This is a genomic window from Natronomonas salina (genome assembly GCF_013391105.1).
Classification (GTDB): Archaea; Halobacteriota; Halobacteria; order Halobacteriales; family Haloarculaceae; genus Natronomonas; species Natronomonas salina.
The window spans coordinates 3261061-3279810 of record NZ_CP058335.1 but is presented as its reverse complement, the minus strand read 5'-3'; the positions used below and the strand labels follow the sequence as shown (position 1 = coordinate 3279810).

Genomic DNA, 18750 nt, shown 5'->3' with positions numbered 1-18750 from the left:
CGGACGCCCTTCGATATGCCCGCTCAGTACTCCTGCAGTGGCCGAGGGTTACAGCCAGACTAGAGGCACTCTCTCGAGGGCCACAACTCACTCGCGGTCACACTGCGACACGTCTTTGCACTGATCGAACAGGGTAGCCCCCTCTCCTTCGGTGGGTTAAATCGCTGCGTGTGTGAGGATCGTCGAGCCGTCGACTTCGTACTCGTCGGCCGGACCCCAATCAGTCTCGACGCGTTCCCCGTCGGCAACCCCATCGAGGATGCGTTGGAGCTCCGCTTCGAGGCGGTCGAGAACGTCGAGCGCCGAACCGGTGAGGGGCGGATTGTGACTCGTGAGAAGCGTGTTGAACGCGCCCGAATCCCGGAGGTCGATCAGCCGAGCGAACGTCTCCCGGTAGGCCTGCAGATCACAGCCCTGTAGATGAGCGTACACCCCGGCGTCACGGTGGATGACGTCACCTCCGTACAGGACGCCTGCGTCTCGGTCGAGGACCGCCACGTGCCCGGGGGAGTGTCCAGGCGTGTGGACCACCTCCAGCGTTCGGTCGCCGAGTTCGAGTCGGTCGCCATCCTCGATCGGGGATGGAGCTTCAACAGGCTCGATTGTATACGCGTCGGGGCCGAATCCGTCGGGGAACTCGTTGCCGCGTGCTCTCCAGCGCTCGACGAAGCGATCCGGCCGGTCGACGAACTCGTCGGATCGACCGTCCAGTGCGACACGTCCATCAGCGCCGCAGTCCGCTGGGTGGATGGAGACGCCGTCGTCCGCGAATCGGGCTGCATTGCCGATATGGTCCCAGTGCCAATGTGTCAGCAGCAGGGAGATGGGCGTCCCGGCGAGGTCGGTCACGAGTCCCCGAAGGTCACCGATGCCGATACCGGCGTCGACGAGAAGTGAACGTTCAGACCCGGCGACGAGATACTGGCCGTACGCCTCCCCCTCGATGATTCGCCACGTCTCAGCCGAGAGGTGTTCGACGTCGTACCACCCGTCGGTCCGGTTCATCGTCGGAGTAACAACGACCGCGAGTATCTGTCTTTCCCTGCTCGGGGCCTGTCTGTTCCCTGATCGGGAGGCCGACGAATGGCTCAGCGATGGCGGTTTCGTGGACCCCCTGACTGGCGAGGGGCGCAAGATTGCGGACCTCGTGACGTCCGGTGGCTTAGAGAGATATCTACGAGCAGATGTTCGACGTAGACGCTCGAACCCCTACAGTAACGTCTGAACTCTTCAGTGGCGATGCACTAACAGTCTCTCGACGAGTTTGCCACTCGTTGTCGGTGAAATAGCGATTTGAGTCTACCGAAGCAACTTGTCCATCCTCTTCTGTTCTCGAGCTATGCGCAGGAACGCCAGTATCGAGCTCACGGAGAAGCATCCATGAGTAGGGGTCGAAGAGTGGTGAGGTGCAAACACTGTCCGTTCGAGCGTATCGTGAATGTCGACGACGACGTTCGACCGACCGAAATCCTGCTCCATCACGGTCGACAGACCGGGCACGAACTTCGCCTCAGCTCTCTCGAACGGTAGAGCGAATTGCGGGCAGATTCACTGGTTCCTGATTGTCGAAGATTAGTGTAAGGGAATCAGTCCGCCGCTTCTTCGATAGTGAGGAGATGGTCGACGCAGGCGTCTGAAAGAGAGCGGGGACCATCAGGAGTGCCGGATGGCGGTACGATAAGCTTGATGGCCGATCCGTGCCAGCGGCGCTGCGGACCGGCCGCTCGTCTGGCCTGCGATCGCGTGGACACCTCCTGATACGTTTAACCGTACACCGGCCCAGGGCGCAGTATATGCCGCAGGACTCCACCGGGACCGACGAGCCGCTCCGGCTCCTGCTCGTCGGCCAGCCGGAGTGCTTCGAGGCCCCGCGAGCGGCCTTCGGCGACGCCGACGTCGAGTTCGTGACCGCGACGACTGCGGCGTCGGCCCGCGAGGAACTGGCCACTACGCCCCCGACATTCGACTGCCTCGTCGTCGCCGGCGCGCCATCGGATTCGGCGATCCCCGCCCTCGTCTCGTCGCTCCAGGACGACGCACCACGGATCCCGTCGGTCGTCACGTCGCCGGACGGCTCCGAGCACCTGGCGGCCGAGGCGTTCGACGCCGGTGCCGACGGTTACGTCCCGTGGGCCGACCTCGCCGATGCCCTCCCGGACCGCGTCCACCGAGCCGTCGACGCCGCCGAGAAGCGCGCCCGGACGCGCCGCCGCGCCGCGCAGTTCGAGACGCTGTTCGAGGACGCCGACGCCTACCGGTGGGTCGTCGACACGGACGGCCGGGTCCTGTCGGCGAACTCCGCCGTCCCCGACCGCTTCTCGAGGGCGGACGGCCAGCTCTGGGAGCTGCCGGCACTGGACGCGGCCGCTGCCTCCGAGGTCCGGTCGGCGATCCGGAGTGCCGTCGACGGGCGCACCGCCCACTCGAGCATCGAGACCGAGGACGGGACGCTGCTCGACCTGTCGTGTCACCCGGTCGCGGGCGAATCGACGGTGCTCGTCGAGGCGACCGACGTCACCCGGCAGGGGCAACTCGAGGAGGAGCTGCGCCGGTCCGAGCGCCTCCACCGGATCACGCTGAACAACATGACCGACACCGTCCTCGTCACCGACGACGACGGCGCGTTCACGTACGTCTGTCCGAACGTCCACTTCATCTTCGGGTACACCGCCGAGGAGATCCACGAGCTCGGCACCATCGACGAACTGCTCGGCGAGGACCTCTTCGACGAGGCGGAACTCGCCGAGCACGGCGTCCTCACCAACATCGAGTGTACGGCGACCGACAAGGTCGGCGAGGAGCACACGCTCCTCGTCAACGTCAAGGAGGTCTCGATCCAGGGCGGGACGCGGCTCTACAGTTGCCGGGAGATCACCAAGCGGAAGGAGCGCGAGCGCGCGCTGACGACGCTGCACGACACCGCGCGGCGACTGCTCTCGGCGGAGACCAAGCCGGACGCCGCCGAGTTGCTCACCAGCGATATCGTCGACGGCCTCCCCGTCGACGCCGCCGCCTGTTACCTCTACGACCCCGACGACAACGTCCTCCGGCCGATGGCCGTCTCGCCGCGGTTCGCCGAACTCCACGGCTCCCTGCCGACGGTCCCGCCGGACGCGGACTCGCTGGTCGGCGAGACGTTCGTCCGCGGCGAGGTCGTCTACTACGACGACGTGCGGGAGGCGACCCAGCTGGCGACCCCGGCGACGGACCTCCGGGCGGCAGCGTTCGTCCCGATCGGCGACCACGGGGTGCTCGTCGTCGGCAACGAGGTCAGCGGCTCCATCGACGACGTGACCCTCGAGCTGGCGGACCTGTTCGCCGCCACCGTCGAGGCCGGTCTCGACCGGATCGACCGCGAGCAGGAGCTCCACCAGCGCGACGAGACGCTCAAGCAGCGCAACGACCAGCTCGTCGAGCTCGACCGGATCAACGACATCATCCGGGAGATCGACCGGTCGCTGGTGCAGGCGGAGACCCGCGAGGAGATCGAACGCGCCGTCTGCGAGCGGCTCACCTCCGCCGGCCGGTTCGCCTTCGCGTGGATCGGCGAGCACACCGCGACCGGCCTCGAGATCCACGCGTGGTCCGGCACGGGCCAGGGCTACCTCGACGCGCTCCCGGCGGACGCCGAGTCGTCGGCAGAGCCCGCCTACGAGACGATGCGGTCTGGCGAACCCACGATCGTCTCCAACGTCGCCACGAACCCGCGGCGCGACGAGTGGCGCGTCGAGGCGCTGTCGCGCGGCTTCCAGTCGGTCATCAGCGTCCCCCTGACCTACGAGGGGGCGATGTACGGGACGATGACCGTCTACGCGACCGAGGCGAACGCGGTCGACGACCCGATCGACAGCGTGCTGGTGGAACTCGGCGAGACCATCGCCTCGGCCATCGGGTCGGTGCGGCGCCGCGACGCCCTCCTCGGCGGGACGGCGACCGAACTCACCTACGACGTCGGCGGCGAGGAGTGCCTGCTCGCGAACCTGGCCGCCCGGACGGATAGCGACCTCGCCATCGAGGGCGGCGTCGAACGCCTCGGCGACCGGGTCCTGGTGTTCGTGACCGTCGAGCGCGGCGACGTCGAGGCGGTGGCGGAGGCGGCCACCGGGTTCGTCGGCGTCGACGAGGCGAGTCCGATCGCGATCGACGACGACGGGGGGACGCTCCGCCTGGAGCTCTCCGAGCCCTTCATCGGGACCGCGCTGGCCGACCACGGCGCGGTCCTGGAGCGGTTCGCGGCCGACGACGAGGGGACGACGCTCGTCGTAACGGTCCCGGGGTCGACGGACGTCCGGACCATCGACGAGGTGGTCGCCGGCTGGTACGACCGCGCCGACCTCCGGTCGCGACAGGAGCGGTCCAACGACCGCCCGTCCGACGAGCGGCTCCAGACCCGGATCTCCGACCGGCTGACCGACCGCCAACTGGAGGCGGCCCGCACCGCCTACCACAGCGGCTACTTCGAGACGCCGCGGGAGACGAACGGCGAGGAGATCGCCGAGATGCTGGGCGTCTCGCCGACCGCCTTCTACCAGCTCAACCGGAAGGCCCAGCGCAAACTGTTCGCGCTCCTGTTCGACGCCGAGGGGGTTCGATAGTCAACCCTGGTGGGTCGAGTCACCCTTCGATATCGCAGGCCCGAGGTTATCCTCCTGAGGCAAATATTGCAACGCATGGGACGAGACGATACAACCGGTGGCGCGTACGAGGTCTGGGACGTGGGCGCGGACGCCGACGAGTCCGTCTACGAGTGCACACGCTGCGGCTGGAGCGAGCGCGCCGAGACGAGCCCGGGGACCTGCCCCAAGTGCGGTAACGACCTCCGGAACACCGCGATGCCGATCGAATAACCGATGTCGTCCGGAACCTCCTCGCCGCCAGACGAGACCGCGGCGGACCCCGAGACGTCCGAGACGGCCCTGGAGACCGCCCGCCGGCAGCTCGAACACGCGGCCGCGGAGCTCGACCTCGATCCGAACGTCGTCGAGCGGCTGCGACACCCGACGCGCGTCCAGCGCGTCTCCGTGCCCCTCCGGCGGGACGACGGCTCCGTCGAGGTGCTGACCGGCTACCGCGCCCAGCACGACGACGCCCGCGGGCCGTTCAAGGGCGGCCTCCGGTTCCACCCGCACGTCTCCGAGGAGGAGTGCGTCGGCCTCGCGATGTGGATGACCTGGAAGACCGCCGTGATGGACCTGCCGCTCGGCGGCGCCAAGGGCGGCATAGTGGTGAACCCGAAGACGCTCTCGCCGACCGAGCGCGAGCGGCTGACCCGCCGATTCGCCGAGGAACTCCGCGACATCGTCGGCCCGAACACGGACATCCCGGCGCCCGACATGGGGACGGACCCCCAGACGATGGCGTGGTTCATGGACGCCTACAGCGTCCAGCAGGGAGAGACGACCCCCGGCGTCGTCACCGGGAAGCCCCCCGAGATCGGCGGCAGCTACGGCCGCGAAGCCGCGCCCGGCCGGAGCGTCGCCATCATCGTCCGGGAGGCCTGCCGGTACTACGACAAGCCGATGGATGACCTCTCGGTCGCCATCCAGGGCTTCGGCAGCGTCGGCGCCAACGCGGCCCGTCTGCTCGACAGCTGGGGGGCCGACGTCGTCGCCGTCAGCGACGTCAACGGCGCCGTCCACGACCCCTCCGGGTTACCGGTCGACGAGATCCCCTCCCACGACGAGGAACCCGAGGCGGTCACCGAGAACGCCGAGACGGTCATCGCGAACGACGAACTGCTCGAACTCGACGTGGACGTCCTCGCCCCCTGTGCGATCGGCAACGTCATCACCGGCCAGAACGCCGGCGCGGTCCGGGCGGACCTCGTCGTCGAGGGGGCGAACGGCCCGGTGACCTTCGCCGCCGACTCGATTCTCGAACAGCGGGGCGTCCCGGTCATCCCGGACATCCTCGCGAACGCCGGCGGCGTGACGGTCTCGTACTTCGAGTGGCTCCAGGACATCAACCGCCGGAAGTGGTCCCGCGAGCGCGTCAACGAGGAACTCGAGAACGAGATGGTCACCGCGTGGAACGCCGTCCGCGAGGAGTACGACGAACGGGACGTCTCCTGGCGGACCGCGGCGTACATCCTGGCGCTCTCCCGGGTCGCGAAGGCCCACGAACTCCGCGGACTGTGGCCCTGACCGCTCGGCGATAGCGTCGATTTCTCCCCCGTCGCTGGTTTCTCACCCGCCGTCGGGGGTTCAGTTCTCTCGGTCGGTCGCGACCGGCAGCGTGAAGTAGAACGTGGCCCCCTCGCCGGGTTCCGATTCGACCCAGATGTCGCCGCCGTGGCGCTCGACGATCCGCTGACAGAGCGAGAGCCCGATGCCGGTGCCGGCGTGTTCCTCGTGGGAGTGGAGTCGCTGGAACACGTCGAAGATGCGCTCGGCGTTCTCGGGATCGATGCCGATGCCCTGGTCGCTGACCGAGATCACCCACCTGTCGCCGTCCCGCTCGGCGTCGATACTGACCTCCGGTGGTTCGTCGCCGCTGTACTCGATGGCGTTGTCCAGCAGGTTCTGGAAGACCTGCCGGAGCTGGTTCTCGTCGCCCTCGACGACGGGCAGGGAGCCGGCCGTGACGTCGGCGCCGCTCTCCGAGATTTGTAGCTGGAGATCCTCGCGGACGTCGGCGACGACCGTCTCCAGGTCGACCGGCTCGAAGGCGTCTCCCTGCGTCTCCACCCGCGAGTACTCGAGCAAGCCCGCGATCATCGCGCGCATCCGGTCGGCGCCGTCGACGGCGAACTCGATGAACTCCCGGCCGTCCTCGTCGAGGTCGTCGGCGTACCGCCGCTCGATGAGCTGCAGGTAGCTCGAGACCATCCGCAGCGGTTCCTGGAGGTCGTGGGAGGCCGCGTAGGCGAACTGCTCGAGGCGCTCGTTGGACTCCTCCAGCTTACGCTCGTACTCCTTGCGCTCGGAGATGTCGCGCGCGACGCCCACGACGCGCGTCGACCCGTCGGCGTCCTGGACGGGGTGGCCAGGGGCCTCGATCCACCGCACCTCCCCGTCCCGGATGATCCGTATCTCCTCGTGTTTGGGTTCGCCGGTCTCGATGGCGGTCTCGATGGCCTGCTGGGCCTCCTCGCGGTCCTCCGGGTGGATCACGTCGACGAAGTCCTCCCAGGTCTCGACCTCGGTTCCGTAGAGCGACTCGGCGGATGGGTAGAAGGACGCCTCGTCGGCGTCGACGTTCCAGTCCCAGACGACCGCGTCGGTCGCGTTGAGGGCGAACTCCATGCGGTCTCGCACCCGCTGGAGCTCGCGTTCCCGCTCCTTCCGCTCGGTGATGTCCTGGACCGCCCCCCGGAGCAGGATGGCCTCGCCGTCCTCGAGGTCGACGTCGCCCTTGACGTGGAGCCAGCGGACCTCGCCGTCCGGCGTCCTGAACCGGGTCTCGACGTCGAGCGACCCGCCGGTTTCGAGCGCCTCGTCGATGGCGTCCTCGACGATATGCCGGTCGGCCTCGTGGTAGACGTCGAGCGCCTCGTCGAGCGACGGTTCCGCGTCGTACGGCAACTCCAGGATCTCGAAGAGGTGCTCGGTCCAGAACACCTCCTCGGTAGCCGGATCGATTTCCCAGCCGCCCACGTCGGCGATGCGCTCGGCCTTCTCCAGCAGCTCCCGCGTCCGGTCGAGTTCCTGCTGGCGCTGCTTGCGCTCCGTGATGTCCCTGAAGTACACCGAGAGGCCGGTCTCGGAGGGGTAGACCCGGACCATCGCCCAGATCCCCAGCGGCTCGGAGTAGCGCTCGAAGCTCGTCGGCTCCTGGGTGGCCATCGCGGTCCGGAACTCCTCGAAGAGCGGGTTCGACTCGTCGACGTCGAGTACCTCCCAGGGTCGCCGTCCGAGCAGTTCATCCGCCGATCGGCCGAAGTACGACTCGAACTGCTCGTTGACGTACTCGAACTGGAACTCCTCGTCGAGCGCGAAGAAGGCGTCGTCGATCCGCTCGAAGATGTCGTCGAGTTCCACCTCGAGGTCGTCGCGCTGCCGTTCGAGCCGCTCGGTCTGGGCCTCCAGTCGCTGTTCGTACTCGCGCCGCTCGGTCATGTCGCGGGTGACCTTCGTGAACCCTCTGAGTTCGCCGTCGTCGTCCCGGATGGCGGTGATAGTGACGTTCGCCCAGAACTGCGAGCCGTCAGCGCGGACGCGCCACCCCTCGTCCTCGACGCGGCCCTCCTCGGCGGCGATCTCGAGGTTCGTCTCGGGGACGCTCTCGGCGCGGTCGGCCTCCGTGTAGAACGTCGAGAAGTGCTCGCCGACGATCTCCGGGGCCGAGTAGCCCTTGATGCGCTCGGCGCCCTCGTTCCAGGTGACGACCGTCCCGTCGGGGTCGAGCATGAAGATCGCGTAGTCCTTCACCGCGCTCACGAAGGCGCGGAACTGCTCCTCGTCGGGCTGGTGGTCGCCCGCCAGTGCGTCCCGAGACGTCCACCAGATCGCCGTCGAGTCGTCCCGTCGTTTCGTCTGTATCTCCCCCCGTTCGGCGAGTTCCTCGAGACGGCGCCGCGCCGTTCGCGGCGGACACTCCAGCGCCTCGGCGACCTCCTCGGTGAAGAACGGTGTCGAGGGGTCCTCGCGGCGGCTGAAGAACTCGCGGACATCATCCCTCGTGACGTCCTGTGTTGACCCCGGTGCTCCCATTAGCGCTGAATTGCGTGGTAAACATATAAAACCGCTTGACAGTAGATGCGTCGTCGGACGTGGCCGCCCGCTGCCGAAGGGTGCCGGGTATCGACGAGACGAACCCCTCGGTCGCCGGGGAAGCGACCTGAAAGGTGACTCCTCTATGGGGAGAAGGCGCTTCTGTCTAAAGAGCAAGTAATTGGTATAGTAGGAGAACAGATTATCGGCGTAGGTGTCCTCTTAGCCGTAATACTGCTGTTGGACTTCGTCTTTTTTGGATCCGTTCTTCCAATGGAAGAGCCCCCTTATCGATCTCCTTGCCGAATACACTGCTAACTGAGTAATCCCGAGACTGCATGAAGCAGTTCCGTCTGCATCAAGACTACCACCTCACAGGCCTGGACCGAGTTCAATTCGAGGGAATGTCAGAATCCGGCCTCTATCGCGTCAGCAACGTCGTCTCGTCGGATAGCGAGGATGACGAGTCCCGCGATCAACAAGCCGATGCCCCACCAGACGGACTCACCGGGCAGTACGAAAAGAAGCAGGGTAACGAGTCCAGACGTCAGCAGTGACCACCCGAGGGTCGTTTGATACGCCATACACCCATTACCTTATCTATCAAGATAAGACACTGCCTTGCCTCTGCAAGTGGAGACGAGTACTGCTTCCGAGATACAGGGAGACCAAGCACAGCGCCACTAACAGTGACTACGCCACCTGATTCCCGCACAAAGGTACGAGTATTTACTGCAGCTGGCCGGCATTCCAGCGGTCGGTGTGCAGATTCAGACGACAGGCTGCTTCAGACGCGCACTGCTGTAAGCTCGGGTGGTCGAGTCAGTCGTTGTAGGGTACAACTCGGTCACGAGAACGTATCGATTCGGAATACGAGAGTGGAGGTGAGCAGGACGGTAGCCGCTACAGTACTTACATAATATCTGCCGACTGGAACCGACGATAGCCGTACCCGAGTGAGAGAACGAGCCAGGCAGCCAATATGGCGAACCCGGCCCACTTCGGGGGAGCGAACGAGGCCGATACCGGATACGACATGATCTCGTCGAACGTGGGGATTATCGCCCGCGTTGCGTAGCCGACTGCCGCCGTCGGGTTGAGTGCGTAGACGACGATCAACCAGGGCGGAACGCCGGAATCCGGGGGAACGTATCCGACGGTGATCGTCTGCAGAATCGCCGCGATGACATCCCACCCCAGCAGAAAGAGGACGTAGAGGCCCGCCGCACCCCCGAGCGCCGTTGCCTGAGACCGCATCGCCGACGAGAACCCGATGCCGATCGCGACGTAGACCGCACCGTAGAAGACCGTCAGCACGGTGTAAAGGGCGAATTCGACGACCGCGAAGGACTCGTAGGTTACCAGTGCGATGACGGCAACGACCGAATAGCCGCTGAGGATGGCGACAGATAGAACGGCACACCGACCGATGAACTTCCCGAGAACGACGTCACGTCGCGAGTTCGGCAGGCTGAGCGCGAGCTTGATGCTCCCGCTATCGCGCTCACGGGCGATGGAACCGTAGGAGATGCCCAACCCCAGCATGGGGACGAAGAAGGCCATCGGCTGGCCCATGCTATTGAGCAGTGCCAGCGTGCTAGTCGGGACTTCGCTATCTGAATACATCGCTGGAATGTGCTGAATCGCCGCCCAGAACCCGGCGACGAGGACGAACAACAGCGTGGTAGCGATGAACGATCTCGACCGGATGGAATCGCGGATGTCTTTCCTGACGATCGCTGGGAGGGCCATCTGTCGACGGGTCGTGAAGAGCAGTGATAAAGCTTGAGAGCCTGCCGTCCCCGCTGAGCGCGTCGTTAGTTGTTCTCGCCACGCCGTCTCCGTGTGAACTGAGTCTGACGATGTCACGCAGGCATCGCCTCGGTTCTCCAGAGGAGAATATCTAGTAGGCTCACTAATCGCCTGGACGCGGGCCGAGTGACGCTTCGACTCGGGGCAGCATCGACCAGTCGCCACAACCGGGACTTCTCACCAGATTCTGACGGAGTCACGTCCCTCTGGATTGCGAATCTGATTCAGTTTGTATACAGGGTCGTTCTCTCGGTTCATCCAGGACAGATTCGCTGGGGTCAACAGGAATCGGACGCGGAGACCCGGACGGTGAGCATCGAACTGTCGACGTAGATGGAAACGTCCGCACAAGCCGAGTCCGGGTCGTCTTCGGCGATATCCTCTCGGATGTCCTCGTTCGTGAGCGGCCACCCTTGTCCGTCGTTCCGGAGCGACGCGGACGGGACGACGGTGAGGGCTTACGCGCGGGGTGTCTCCTTCCACGGCCCCTCGAGGGTTCGCGTCGTCGTACTCCCCTCGGCGTTCGCCGTGTCGGTTTCGGCGGCTTCGAGTGTGACCGTGTCGTGGAACTCGTACCCCGCAGCCGTGTAGATACGGACGTACACCTCCTCGGGCTCCGTGTTACCGTTGACGAGGGTTATCCGACGCAGGCGAATCTCGTCGCGTCGCGTCGAATACCACCGCCACGAGTAGCCGAGGGTCCCTGCGCCACCCGCCCCTGCGATGGCGCCGGTGAGGAGTTCTCGGCGACCCCAGTATCCCATTCTGAACGACTACTTCCGTTCTCCCTCGCATAAGTTTTCGGTGGTCAGAGACGAAATATCTGGCTAAGTCGGTTATCGGTCAGCTGATCGAGGCGGTTCGTGCTGAATCTCTCCTGCAGCTCGATTCAATCAACGAGCGAGTCGATGCGATTAGAGTCCAATGTCGCGATTCTTCGCTGCCCGCTCGGAAAGCTATATAGGGAACTGTTGCCTGCCCCAGTTATGCCCTCCAGACGGTCTGTTATCGCAGCGCTGCCGATGGTCATCGCGGGGTGTACGGTCTTCGGGCAGGGCTCGGAGCAGATATTCGACGAGGACATCAGCCTCTCTCCGGGGGAGTATCGAGCCGTCGAATTCGATATCGAGGCCGAGCGGAGCGTCTCCTTCGGATTTAGCGGCGATGACGACGCGACGCTGGACATCCTCTTCCTCCCTCACGAAGAGTTCGCTGCCTACGAGCGAGGCGACGACTTCGAGTATCGGTACACGAGTGGCCTCGACGTGTCCGACGGCTACGCCGAAGACGAAAACGTCCCCGCGGGAAGGTACGTCGTCGTGTTCGACAACACGGACCGCGGCGAAGCCACGCCGAGCCGGCAAATCGACGGCCGGGCCGAGGTGTCGCTGGAAGCATCGAACTGAGCCTCGGCGAGTATCGCATGTCGATGGTTCCACTCGGCAGGTCCACAGACCAGCGAACGGACAGCGTAGCCCCACGCCGGGAGAACTGACGAGGGCTGCGCTCCGGAACCGAACGGCGCGATAGCGTCGCGCTACATCGCCTCCACAGCGCGATCCGACGGGTCCAGCGTGGAACCCGACGAGCGGACGGCGGTCTCTTAACACTTATCCGCCCGCCTTGGCTTTGCGTAGGCATGAGCGATATCGTCGTCACGTTGCCGGACGGCTCCGAGCTCGAGGTCGAGTCGGGGTCGACGGTCCGGGACGTGGCCTACGAGATCGGACCGGGCCTCGGCGACGACACGGTCGCCGGCGTGGTCGACGGCGAGCTCGTCGACAGGGCCGAACCGCTGGCGGAGGACTGCCGGGTCGTCATCGTCACCGACCAGTCCGACGAGTACCTGCAGGTGCTGCGGCACACCGCCGCCCACGTCTTCGCGCAGGCGCTCCAGCGCCTCCACCCGGAGGCGAAGCTGGCCATCGGCCCGCCGACCGACGAGGGCTTCTACTACGACGTGACGGGCGTCGAACTGGACGCCGAGGACCTCGAGGAGATCGAGGCGGAGATGTACGACATCATCGAGGCCGACTACGACCTCGAGCGCGTCGAGCGCTCCCGCGAGGAGGCCTTCGAGATCTACGAGGACAACCCCTACAAGCGGGACGTCCTCGAGAACGAGGCCGCCGACGAGGACCCCGTCTCCTTCTACGTCCAGGACGGCTGGCAGGACCTCTGTCAGGGCCCCCACGTCGAGTCGACCGGCGAGATCGGCGCCGTCGAGCTCCTCAACATCGCCGCCGCCTACTGGCGCGGCGACGAGGACAACGAGACGCTGACCCGCGTCTACGGCACCGCCTTCGAGAGCGAGTCCGACCTCGAGCGCTTCCTCGACCGACGCGAGGAGGCCAAGGAGCGCGACCACCGCAAGCTCGGTCAGGAGCTCGACCTGTTCTCCATCCCCGACGTCACGGGGCCGGGCCTCCCGCTGTACCACCCCAACGGGAAGGCCGTCCTCCGGGAGCTGGAGGGGTTCGTCGACGACCTCAACGAGGCGCAGGGCTACGACTTCGTCGAGACGCCGCACCTCTTCCGGACGGAGCTGTGGAAGCAGTCCGGCCACTACGAGAACTACGTCGACGACATGTTCCTGCTGGACGTCAACGACGAGGAGTACGGCCTCAAGCCGATGAACTGCCCGGGCCACGCCACCATCTTCAACCAGGGTAGCTGGTCGTACCGCGACCTGCCGGTCCGCTACGCCGAGAACGGCAAGGTCTACCGCAAGGAGCAGCGCGGCGAGCTCTCTGGGCTCTCCCGCGTGTGGGCGTTCACCATCGACGACGGCCACCTGTTCGTCGAGCCGGACTCCATCGAGCGGGAGGTCAACGTCGTCATGGAGCAGATCAACGAGGTCCTGGAGACCTTCGACCTCGACTACGAGGTGGCGCTGGCGACCCGCCCCGAGAAGTCCGTCGGCTCCGACGAGATCTGGGAGCAGGCCGAGTCCCAGCTCCGCGACGTCCTCGAAGACAGCAACATGGACTACGACGTCGAGCCGGGCGACGGCGCCTTCTACGGGCCGAAGATCGACTTCGCCTTCGAGGACGCCCTCGGGCGCAACTGGGACGGCCCGACCGTCCAGCTGGACTTCAACATGCCCGAGCGGTTCGACCTCACCTACACCGGCGAGGACAACGAGGAACATCGCCCGGTGATGATCCACCGCGCGCTGTACGGCAGCTACGAGCGGTTCTTCATGGTGCTCGTCGAGCACTTCGACGGCAACTTCCCGACGTGGCTGGCCCCCGAGCAGGTCCGCATCCTCCCGGTCTCCGACGACAACATCGGCTACGCCAAGCAGGTCGCCAACCGCTACCTCTCGGAGTTCCGCGTCGAGGTCGAGGAGCGCTCCTGGACGGTCGGCAAGAAGATCCAGACCGCCCACGACGACCGCGTCCCCTACATGCTCGTCGTCGGCGACGACGAGGCCGAGGCGGGAACCGTCTCGGTCCGCGACCGCTTCGAGGAGGAGGCGAAGGACGTCGACGTCGAGGCGTTCCGCGAGCACCTCCGCGACGAGGTCGACGAGAAGCGCGTCGAGCCGGACTTCGTCGGATGAGCGGGGCCACCTACGAGCTCGTCGTCGGCTCGCTGGACCTGGGGGAGCGCCACGTCGACGACAACGTGTTCCCGCAGTACGTCACCGAGGCTCGCGAGCGGTTCCTCGAGGAGCGCCTCGGAGCCGCCCTCGAGGGCTACGGCTGGCCGGTCGTCCACATGGAACTGGATTTCCACGCCGAACTGTTCGGGGGTGACCGCGTCGACGCGACCGTCGAGGTGACGGACCTCGGGACGACGAGCTTCACGACCGAGGTCGGACTGTCCCGCGACGGCGAGCCGGTCGCGACCGCGCGGACGGTCCAGGTGACCCAGGACCTCGAGTCCGGGGAGTCGATTCCCGTCCCCGATGCGTGGCGGGCCGAACTCGAAGCTTAGTCGTCGGTCGACCAGTCGCCCCGGTCGGCGTCGACGTCCCCGCCGGTGCGTTCGTCGGCCCTGAGCACGAACGGCCCCATCGCCAGCGTCCGCTTCGCGATGGTCGCGATACGGAGGATGTACGACATCAGGATGACGAAGGGCAGCATCACCATCGACGCGGCGGCCGCCACCAGCCAGACGACGTTCTGGACGCCCAGGGTCGCCCCGGGGGCGGCCGTCGGCTGGTCGAGGAACACGAGCGCGGTGATCGAGACGACCAGCGCCGGTAGCGCGGCGTAGAGCATCCCCCGCGAGAGGTCGGTCAGCTCCCACTGGAAGTACAGCGTCTTGAAGTGCTCGCGGGCGGGCGCGAACAGCTGTAACACGTCGGTGACCTGCTCGAAGGCCTCGTCCTGCTCGTCGTCCAGCGAGTCGGCGTACTGGCCCTGGAGGTACTCCGCCCGGTAGAGCTTCCAGGAGTAGTTGTAGTCCACGACGGCGCTGACGAGGTCGTAGCTGCCGAACTGGGCGTCGCCGAGCTCCTCGGAGACCTCCTCGGCGTTCTCCACGAGGTCGTCGACGTACTCGTCGATCTCGTCGCGCAGGTCCTCGTCGGGGTGGTCCTCGAGTGCCTCGCCCAGCCGGATCGCCGACGTTCGGGAGGCGCCGATGAGCCGGTCGAGGAACGACGCCGGCTCCGCGGGCGCGGCGGGTTCCTCCAGGTACTCGCCGACGTCGTGACGGAACTCAGTGGCGGCCTGCATCCGCTCGCGCTGGTCGCCGACCGCGCCCAGCTCCTGGGAGAGCACCAGCTGGTTGATGGTGATGACGAGCGTGACGGCGGTGATCGTCGCGGTCGTCAGCGCCTGGAACATCGTCTCGACGGGGTCGCTCCGGGCGAGGATCGGCCGCAGCGACTGCGGCCAGAGTTCGATCAGCGCGACGAGCGCCAGGAAGAAGCCGAGCAGGAGGATGGCCGCGATCACGCGCCGGTTCGCCTCGAGCAGGAGCCACGCCTTGAGTCGACTGCCCTGAATGCGCTCCTCCAGCGTGTCGTCGGGACCGCCCATTGGGTCGTCCTACACTACCCGGGGTGAAAGGAATAGGTTGCCTACTCCTCGTCTTTGCTTTCCTCGGACTTGATGTCCTCGAGTTCGGCCTCGATCTCGGGGTCAGCGGAGGGCTCTTCGACCTCGACGTCGGCCTCGGTGTCGGCGTCCGCGCTCGCGCTCTCGCCGGCGTCGGCGCCCGTCTCGGACTTCAGCGTCTCGAGTTCCGCCTCGACCTCGCCGCCGCGGCGCATCTCCTCGAGCTCGCGGTCGATGTCGTCCTCGTCGGAGAGGACGTCCTCGAAGGCGCCCGACTCCTCGAGTTCGTCCATGGCGGCCGACCGGGCCTCCATGTCCTCGGTCTGCTCCCGGGCGCGCTCGATGGACCGACCGACGTTCTCCATCTCGTCGCCGGCGCCCGTCATCGCCTCGCTTACGCGCGTGCTGGCCTCGGCGGCCTCGTAGCGGGCCTTCATCGTCTCCTTCTCCGTGCGGAACTGCTCGATGCGGCTCTGCAGCTTGTTCTTCTTCTCGACGAGGTTGTCCTGGGTGTTCTGGAGGCTGGCGATCTGCTCTTCCAGCTCCTCGATCTGGCTCATCTTCTGCTTCTTCTTCTCGAGGGCCCGCCGCGCGAGGTCCTCGCGGTCCTGCTTGACGGCCTCGCGGGCCTGGTCGTTGTGCTTCTCGACGTTCTCCTCGAGGCGGCGCTTCTGGATCTCCAGGCGCTTCTTCTGGGTCGTCAGATCGGCGATGCCCTTCTTGACGTCCTGCAGCTGGTCGCGGAGCTGTTCGTACGAGTAGTCGAGCGTCTCGTGGGGGTTCTCCGCCCGGTTCAGGACGGCGTTGATCTTCGAGCGGATGACGTAGGACGCCCGCGAGAGGATACCCATGTGCCCGTGTTGTGGCGCCAACCCTTAAAACGCTACTCCGGACCGGGCCAGAACGGGTCTACTCGGTCCGGAACGACAGATCGAGCGACGGCGCGCTGTGGGTCAGACTCCCCATCGAGACGACGTCGACGCCGGCGGCGGCGTACTCGCGGACCTCGTCGACGGTGATGCCGCCGCTGGCCTCCGCGAGCACGCCTTCGGGGAGGGTCTCGACGGCCCGCTCCGTCTCGTCGGGTGGCATGTTGTCCAGCAGGACGACGTCGGCGCCCGCCTCGGCCGCCCGGAGCGCGTCGCCGGGTTCCTCGACCTCGACCTCGATCTTCGTCGCGAAAGAGACGCGTTCGCGGAACCGGGCGACGGCGGCCTCCAGTCCGAGTTCTTCGATGTGGTTGTCCTTGACCATCACCATGTGCGAGAGGTCGAGCCGGTGGGTGTCGCCGCCGCCGGCCACGACGGCCCGCTTCTCGACGCCACGGAGTCCGGGCGTGGTCTTCCGCGTGGCCGCGATGCGGACGTCGTCGGAGACCTGCCTTGCTTCGTCAACAGCCGCCCGGGTCTTCGTCGCGATCCCGGAGGCGTGCCCCGCGATATTGACGGCGACCCGCTCGCCGCGGAGCACCTCGCGGGCCCCTCCCGAGACGCGCAGAACTGTATCCCCGGCGGCGACCCGTTCGCCGTCGTCGAGGCGTTCGTCGACGGCGACCCCGAGATAGTCGAACACCGCCTCGGCGGCCTCCAGCCCGGCGACGACGCCACCCTCTTTGGCGACCAGCCGGCCAGTCGTCTCCCCGGGAACGTCGTTCGTGACGTCGTGGTGGCCGAGGTCCTCCCGGAGCCAGCGTTCGACCTGCGAGCGCTCAATCGGCATCGGCGGTCGGCTCCTCGACGAGGTGGTGACAGCCGCGCGAGCGGTCGTTCTCGGCGGCCGCGCGGGTGATCAGCAGCGCCGTGACGCAGGCGCTCCGGAGCTCGTACAGCGAGCGGCTGGTCCGCGTCCGGGTGTAGGCGTCGACCTCGCCCTTCAGCCGCCGGAGGACGCCGCCCGCCCGTCCGAGGTCCGACGGCGACCGCTCGATCCCGGCGTACTCGTCCATGACCCGGCGGAGCCGGACGAACTTCTCGTCGGCGAAGCTGTCGGGGAGGTCGGGGTCGGTGTCGCGCAGCTCCGGGGCCTCGATCCGTTCGACCTCGTGGCCGGCGGCGGCTTCGCCGGCGCGGCGCCCCCAGACGAGCGCCTCCAGCAGGCTGGTGGAGGCGAGCCGGTTGGCGCCGTGTACGCCGGTGCGGGCGCACTCGCCGACCGCGAACAGGCGGTCCAGCGACGCCCGACCCTCGGTATCCACGTCGATGCCGCCGCAGAGGAAGTGCTCGGCGGGCGCGACCGGGATGCCCTCGGCCGGGTCGACGCCCCGGGCCTCGCACTCGGCGTGGAGGTCCGGGAACTCGCCAGCGAAGTCCACCGGTCCGACGTCCAGGTACACCTCACCGGTCCGCTCCCGCTCGGCCTTCACGGCGCGGGCGACGACGTCCCGCGGCGCGAGTTCGGCGTCGTCGTGGTAGTCCGGCATGAAGCGTTCGCCCGCCGCGTTCCGCAGCAGCGCGCCCTCGCCGCGGACCGCCTCGCTGAGGAGGAAGGTGCCCTGGCCGTCCTCGCCGGCCCCGCCTTCGGCCTCCTCGCCGCGCGCCGCGGCTTCGCCGCTCCGCTCCGAGGCGCGTGGCGCCTCGCTCGCGAACGCGGTCGGGTGGAACTGTACGTACTCCATGTCCGCGATGTCCGCCCCCGCGAGGGCGGCCATCGCGACGCCGTCCCCGGTCGCCGTCGGCGGGTTGGTCGTCCGGCCGTAACAGGCGCCGACGCCGCCCGTCGCCAGCACCGTCGAGCCGGCGAAGCAGGGCGCCCACTCCCCGTCTCGTTCCAGCATCGCACCGTGGACCCGCCCCTCGTGGGTGACGAGTTCTAGTGCGGCTGTGTCCTCCAGCACCTCGACGCGGTCGTGGTCGGCGAGGTGATTCAGGAAGGGCGCGAGGATGTGCCGGCCGGTGGAGGCGTCGACGTGGAGGATGCGCGCCTCGCTGTGGGCGGCTTCCCGGCCGTACTCGGGCTCGTCACCGCCGTCGAAGTCGACGTCAAGCGTCTCGACGAAGACCTCCCGGACCGCCTCGTCGGCCTCGGAGACGAGGATGTCGACCGCCTCGGGGTCGGCGAGGCCGTCGCTGGCCTCCAGTATGTCGGATTTGAACGCGTCGGGGTCGCCGCGGGTGACTGCGACGCCGCCCTGGGCCCAGTAGGAGGTCGAATCCTCTGGCCGGCTGGCCTTCGTCGCGAGCGTCACGTCGGCGCCCGCTCGCGCGCCGGCCAGTGCCGCGGCACAGCCCGCGACGCCGCTGCCGACCACCAGGAGTTCGGTCTCTCGCTCCTCCATG

Annotated in this window: 15 protein-coding genes; 7 read left to right on the top strand and 8 right to left on the bottom strand. The window is 67.0% G+C overall.

Features of this window, described 5'->3' with window-relative positions:
• Nucleotides 1–156: 156 nt before the first annotated feature.
• On the bottom strand, nt 157–1005 hold the full coding sequence (locus HWV07_RS17005; RefSeq protein WP_178335462.1) for an MBL fold metallo-hydrolase: 849 nt from the start codon (nt 1003–1005) through the stop codon (nt 157–159).
• A gap of 788 nt (nt 1006–1793) precedes the next feature.
• Here HWV07_RS17005 and HWV07_RS17000 point away from each other — a divergent pair.
• The 3 genes from HWV07_RS17000 (at nt 1794) to gdhB (ending at nt 6143) form a co-directional block, all read left to right on the top strand.
• Nucleotides 1794–4595: a bacterio-opsin activator domain-containing protein gene (locus HWV07_RS17000; protein WP_178335461.1), complete on the top strand. Its 2802-nt coding sequence runs from the start codon at nt 1794–1796 to the stop codon at nt 4593–4595.
• Between the two features lie 75 nt (nt 4596–4670).
• Nucleotides 4671–4847: a rubrerythrin-like domain-containing protein gene (locus HWV07_RS16995; RefSeq protein WP_178335460.1), complete on the top strand. Its 177-nt coding sequence runs from the start codon at nt 4671–4673 to the stop codon at nt 4845–4847.
• Nucleotides 4848–4850: 3 nt separating this feature from the next.
• Entirely contained in the window at nt 4851–6143 is a 1293-nt protein-coding gene (gdhB, locus tag HWV07_RS16990) for a glutamate dehydrogenase GdhB (RefSeq protein WP_178335459.1), read from the top strand.
• A gap of 60 nt (nt 6144–6203) precedes the next feature.
• On the opposite strand, the gene HWV07_RS16985 is transcribed toward gdhB, so the two are convergent.
• On the bottom strand, nt 6204–8651 hold the full coding sequence (locus tag HWV07_RS16985) for a PAS domain-containing sensor histidine kinase (RefSeq protein WP_178335458.1): 2448 nt from the start codon (nt 8649–8651) through the stop codon (nt 6204–6206).
• Between the two features lie 338 nt (nt 8652–8989).
• Between HWV07_RS16985 and HWV07_RS16980 the strand changes: the two genes are divergently transcribed.
• Nucleotides 8990–9208 (top strand): hypothetical protein, encoded by a 219-nt coding sequence (locus HWV07_RS16980; RefSeq protein WP_178335457.1) that lies wholly within the window; start codon nt 8990–8992, stop codon nt 9206–9208.
• A gap of 355 nt (nt 9209–9563) precedes the next feature.
• Here the strand turns inward: HWV07_RS16980 and HWV07_RS16975 are convergent, their stop codons facing one another.
• Complete coding sequence (locus tag HWV07_RS16975) at nt 9564–10403, bottom strand: ABC transporter permease (protein WP_178335456.1); 840 nt, start codon at nt 10401–10403, stop codon at nt 9564–9566.
• A gap of 518 nt (nt 10404–10921) precedes the next feature.
• Nucleotides 10922–11227 (bottom strand): hypothetical protein, encoded by a 306-nt coding sequence (locus HWV07_RS16970; RefSeq protein ID WP_178335455.1) that lies wholly within the window; start codon nt 11225–11227, stop codon nt 10922–10924.
• Between the two features lie 99 nt (nt 11228–11326).
• Between HWV07_RS16970 and HWV07_RS16965 the strand changes: the two genes are divergently transcribed.
• The 3 genes from HWV07_RS16965 to HWV07_RS16955 all read left to right on the top strand — a co-directional run bounded on the left by HWV07_RS16965 (nt 11327) and on the right by HWV07_RS16955 (nt 14405).
• Entirely contained in the window at nt 11327–11869 is a 543-nt protein-coding gene (locus tag HWV07_RS16965) for a hypothetical protein (RefSeq protein ID WP_178335454.1), read from the top strand.
• Between the two features lie 233 nt (nt 11870–12102).
• Nucleotides 12103–14028: a threonine--tRNA ligase gene (thrS, locus tag HWV07_RS16960; RefSeq protein ID WP_178335453.1), complete on the top strand. Its 1926-nt coding sequence runs from the start codon at nt 12103–12105 to the stop codon at nt 14026–14028.
• Nucleotides 14025–14405: an acyl-CoA thioesterase gene (locus HWV07_RS16955; protein ID WP_178335452.1), complete on the top strand. Its 381-nt coding sequence runs from the start codon at nt 14025–14027 to the stop codon at nt 14403–14405. Before thrS ends, HWV07_RS16955 begins: the two co-directional genes overlap by 4 nt.
• Here the strand turns inward: HWV07_RS16955 and HWV07_RS16950 are convergent.
• From HWV07_RS16950 to HWV07_RS16935, 4 genes are read right to left on the bottom strand one after another with little or no spacing between them, the layout of a single operon-like run.
• A complete protein-coding gene (locus tag HWV07_RS16950; protein ID WP_178335451.1) occupies nt 14402–15457 on the bottom strand; it encodes a DUF7972 family membrane protein in 1056 nt (351 codons plus the stop codon). The two genes, HWV07_RS16955 and HWV07_RS16950, sit on opposite strands and share 4 nt — an antisense overlap.
• A 41-nt stretch (nt 15458–15498) precedes the next feature.
• The gene (locus HWV07_RS16945) at nt 15499–16326 is read right to left on the bottom strand and encodes a PspA/IM30 family protein (RefSeq protein WP_178335450.1); all 828 of its coding nucleotides are present in this window, start codon (nt 16324–16326) and stop codon (nt 15499–15501) included.
• 58 nt (nt 16327–16384) lie between these two features.
• Nucleotides 16385–17194 (bottom strand): carboxylating nicotinate-nucleotide diphosphorylase, encoded by an 810-nt coding sequence (gene nadC, locus HWV07_RS16940; protein ID WP_178335449.1) that lies wholly within the window; start codon nt 17192–17194, stop codon nt 16385–16387.
• Nucleotides 17184–18749 carry an L-aspartate oxidase gene (locus HWV07_RS16935; protein ID WP_178335448.1) on the bottom strand — a complete coding sequence of 522 codons (1566 nt, stop codon included), beginning with the start codon at nt 18747–18749 and terminating at the stop codon, nt 17184–17186. Before HWV07_RS16935 ends, nadC begins: the two co-directional genes overlap by 11 nt.
• Between the last annotated feature and the right edge of the window lies 1 nt (nt 18750).

What these genes read in the sequence shown, in the direction of transcription:
- gdhB (WP_178335459.1), top strand. Translation starts at nt 4,851, where the DNA reads ATGTCGTCCGGAACCTCCTCGCCGCCAGACGAGACCGCGGCGGACCCC.
- HWV07_RS17005 (WP_178335462.1), bottom strand. Translation starts at nt 1,005, where the DNA reads ATGAACCGGACCGACGGGTGGTACGACGTCGAACACCTCTCGGCTGAG.
- HWV07_RS16945 (WP_178335450.1), bottom strand. Translation starts at nt 16,326, where the DNA reads ATGGGTATCCTCTCGCGGGCGTCCTACGTCATCCGCTCGAAGATCAAC.
- HWV07_RS16985 (WP_178335458.1), bottom strand. Translation starts at nt 8,651, where the DNA reads ATGGGAGCACCGGGGTCAACACAGGACGTCACGAGGGATGATGTCCGC.
- thrS (WP_178335453.1), top strand. Translation starts at nt 12,103, where the DNA reads ATGAGCGATATCGTCGTCACGTTGCCGGACGGCTCCGAGCTCGAGGTC.
- HWV07_RS16980 (WP_178335457.1), top strand. Translation starts at nt 8,990, where the DNA reads ATGAAGCAGTTCCGTCTGCATCAAGACTACCACCTCACAGGCCTGGAC.
- HWV07_RS16975 (WP_178335456.1), bottom strand. Translation starts at nt 10,403, where the DNA reads ATGGCCCTCCCAGCGATCGTCAGGAAAGACATCCGCGATTCCATCCGG.
- HWV07_RS16995 (WP_178335460.1), top strand. Translation starts at nt 4,671, where the DNA reads ATGGGACGAGACGATACAACCGGTGGCGCGTACGAGGTCTGGGACGTG.
- HWV07_RS16950 (WP_178335451.1), bottom strand. Translation starts at nt 15,457, where the DNA reads ATGGGCGGTCCCGACGACACGCTGGAGGAGCGCATTCAGGGCAGTCGA.
- HWV07_RS17000 (WP_178335461.1), top strand. Translation starts at nt 1,794, where the DNA reads ATGCCGCAGGACTCCACCGGGACCGACGAGCCGCTCCGGCTCCTGCTC.
- nadC (WP_178335449.1), bottom strand. Translation starts at nt 17,194, where the DNA reads ATGCCGATTGAGCGCTCGCAGGTCGAACGCTGGCTCCGGGAGGACCTC.
- HWV07_RS16935 (WP_178335448.1), bottom strand. Translation starts at nt 18,749, where the DNA reads ATGGAGGAGCGAGAGACCGAACTCCTGGTGGTCGGCAGCGGCGTCGCG.
- HWV07_RS16970 (WP_178335455.1), bottom strand. Translation starts at nt 11,227, where the DNA reads ATGGGATACTGGGGTCGCCGAGAACTCCTCACCGGCGCCATCGCAGGG.
- HWV07_RS16955 (WP_178335452.1), top strand. Translation starts at nt 14,025, where the DNA reads ATGAGCGGGGCCACCTACGAGCTCGTCGTCGGCTCGCTGGACCTGGGG.